A 2,626-nucleotide genomic window follows, 5' to 3' on the forward strand; every position below is an offset into this window, starting at 1 on the left:
ACTCTCACTTTCCTATCCAGTAGTATTTTATTACCTATTCTTTTGAACGTTTTCGTTTTACTTATTTCTTTTAAAATGTTATATTTATGGTTTATAATACATTTAAATATACTTATATTTCAGTTCGTTTTCGCGAACTTATAGCCTAATCAAAAAGAACGCCACCTTTGTAGATGACGTCCCTCTTTATGACTAGCTATAAAACTATTCGATAACATCTTACGCTGAGTTATCTACTCTCTAAAATATTGTTTTCTAAGTGTTGATCACTTATTCTACTGCGTATGCATAAATTTTGATGACTGTTATAACGTGTCTAACATCTTGCATAACGTCATAATTTAGCTTTTTAGCTAAACTATCACTAAAGTAAACATACGTTTCCTTGTTAAAATTGTCCTTAGTGCTTTTACGTGCTAGGATAAGAGTAGGTCATTCCTTTTGAGACATGACCTACGTTTTGACTCTCGCCTAACAGTGATTCTAACTATCATCACTGTTACAATCACTGTGAAAGCAGTTTGATACATGCATTTTAATAACACCTATACTCCAGCTTTGTCATGGTAAATCATGACAGTAGTATTGGGACATCTTAATTTTATAGATGTCCCTTTTTCTTATATCAATAAGTAGATTTATTTTTCTCCTTATCATTTAGATTTCTTGCACACAATCCCATTTTATTAAATTCTAAAACATCAAATTTTTGAGAATTGTCCTTATCATTTTTACATACTATAATAATGGTAGGCCATCCTTTTTTGGGATATAACCTTATTCTGTTTTCATTGCTTCTACAGAGGTTATTGAAACTTCTGTAGAAGCAATCATACAAGTTAGCCTCAACCTCTGCTAGCTTATATGAAAAAACAACCAATATGTACTCGCCTATTGATTGATAAATAATCCAACAGTGAGTCATGCTGGTTTAATTTTACCTCTATTTTTTCTTAAGTCACACAATTACAACGACTTAAAGGCACCTTAACTTGATTAAGGCGCCTTTCTTTTCTTTCTATCTTCATGCCCATGATAATTATTAGGGGTTCCGCCTAATTGATGGAACCTTGCATACATATACGCTGATAACTCTTTAAAAGCCATATTTAATCTATTAAAGGCATTTTTTGTACCAATATACTCTCGATCTTCCAATAAAGCTCTTCTAGTGTATGCAATCTCTTTAGCAAAAGCCATATTTAATGCATATGAATCTGATTTACGGTTATGACTCTGATAGTATGATAGACCAGAACTTTTAATAGGGCTGAGCAACATCAGAAGCGGTTCAGGGTCCGGACGTTTCCCTCTCTCTTCTGTAGTATCTGGTTTGATCTCTGATAGCAGCTGAGCTTCTCGGCAATAGCCCGTATCTTCCAATTCACCAATAATCTGCTCAATTTCTTGTGCTATTTCATCTCCAGCTGTACATGCTTCTCTGAAAATAACGAAACTCGATACATATTCACTTCTGATACGCGATACATGTCCTATCAAGTAAGCTATAACATCAACATAAGTATAATCCTCATAGCTCTTAATTAGTTCCAATAAAACATCAATCTCTTCGATACTTATATTTTTCTGCTTTAAAACAAGCCATACTTGATATAAGACATCAATATCAAGTTCTGATTCTAAGCTGTCTCTAACCTCTATCAACTGCTTTATATCTTCATCATATTCATAATAAATATTATCTTCTTCTAACGTCTCTATATGATTCTCTATCTTCTTCAGCGCACTCTCTTTAACAATCTTTACATCCTCGTCAGCTTCCAAATCAGGTATTTCATCTTCAAATTCTTCGATTTCTCTCTGTAAAAATTGCTCAATTTGTATTAATCCATGTGATAGATGACTATATTCCTGTCTCAGCACATTCATATAATGATAACGTGTTTCTAATTGTTGCAAATAGCGTGCCATCTCTCCTTCTGCTTGGTACATCATCTCTTCTATTTTTATAAACTTATCTAGGTTTGTGACTGCCATCATTCGATTCCCCTTAAGACAATTTCTGTTCTCGGATAATCCATCTCTTGAAATTTTGCCATCGTTACCATTACTACTCGACTATCCTTGACATCTAAGCCTTTGAAAATACTGTCGAGCGCTGCTTTAAGCAAATTATCTATATCAGGTGCTGTTGTACGTGTAATCTGTTTAAGTCTCTTTTGACTCCTAGGCGCTTGAACATAAAACATAATTTCCGCTTTAACACCTAAAGGCGTGTGTATAATATCGAAAAAATCTTCATTCAATGCCTGATCAGCTTCCAATTGAGCCTGTACAGCATCTATATAGTCTATATACGCTTGATCATAATACGTAATCTTTCTGCCATCTCCTAAAAAGCGATGACGCGGCCTTGGCGTTGCCATCGGTGCAAGGTTGATGGTATACCGCCATACTTTGCTCATACATCCAACCTCCTAAGATTGCCCCTTATTATCGGAAGTTTTGGTACGTTTCGACTCATTTTTGTACTTTAAATAATCCGTATTCATACTATTAATGTGTTTTTGTACAATTTCTTCTTGCTGCTCGAGATCTACTTCAGCTTTTTTCTTCGTTTTTTCATATTTTTCTGGGTGCTCTATATAGTCGTTAAACATTGCAA

General features: G+C 34.3%; 2 protein-coding genes and 1 pseudogene. All 3 read right to left on the reverse strand.

Annotated features, from left to right (window positions below):
* Positions 1-996: 996 nt before the first annotated feature.
* On the reverse strand, positions 997-1,998 hold the full coding sequence (locus HMPREF2937_RS03395; RefSeq protein ID WP_070864035.1) for a hypothetical protein: 1,002 nt from the start codon (positions 1,996-1,998) through the stop codon (positions 997-999).
* Positions 1,998-2,426 (reverse strand): RusA family crossover junction endodeoxyribonuclease, encoded by a 429-nt coding sequence (locus HMPREF2937_RS03400; RefSeq protein ID WP_060804019.1) that lies wholly within the window; start codon positions 2,424-2,426, stop codon positions 1,998-2,000. Before HMPREF2937_RS03400 ends, HMPREF2937_RS03395 begins: the two co-directional genes overlap by 1 nt.
* Before the next feature lie 12 nt (positions 2,427-2,438).
* Positions 2,439-2,626, reverse strand: a pseudogene (locus HMPREF2937_RS13875) (hypothetical protein); the annotation flags it as partial.

The sequence above is a fragment of the Staphylococcus sp. HMSC061G12 genome (assembly GCF_001838465.1).
GTDB lineage: Bacteria > Bacillota > Bacilli > Staphylococcales > Staphylococcaceae > Staphylococcus > Staphylococcus simulans.

Coding starts and splice junctions, on each gene's coding strand:
- HMPREF2937_RS03395 (WP_070864035.1), bottom strand. CDS start 1,998: ATGGCAGTCACAAACCTAGATAAGTTTATAAAAATAGAAGAGATGATG.
- HMPREF2937_RS03400 (WP_060804019.1), bottom strand. CDS start 2,426: ATGAGCAAAGTATGGCGGTATACCATCAACCTTGCACCGATGGCAACG.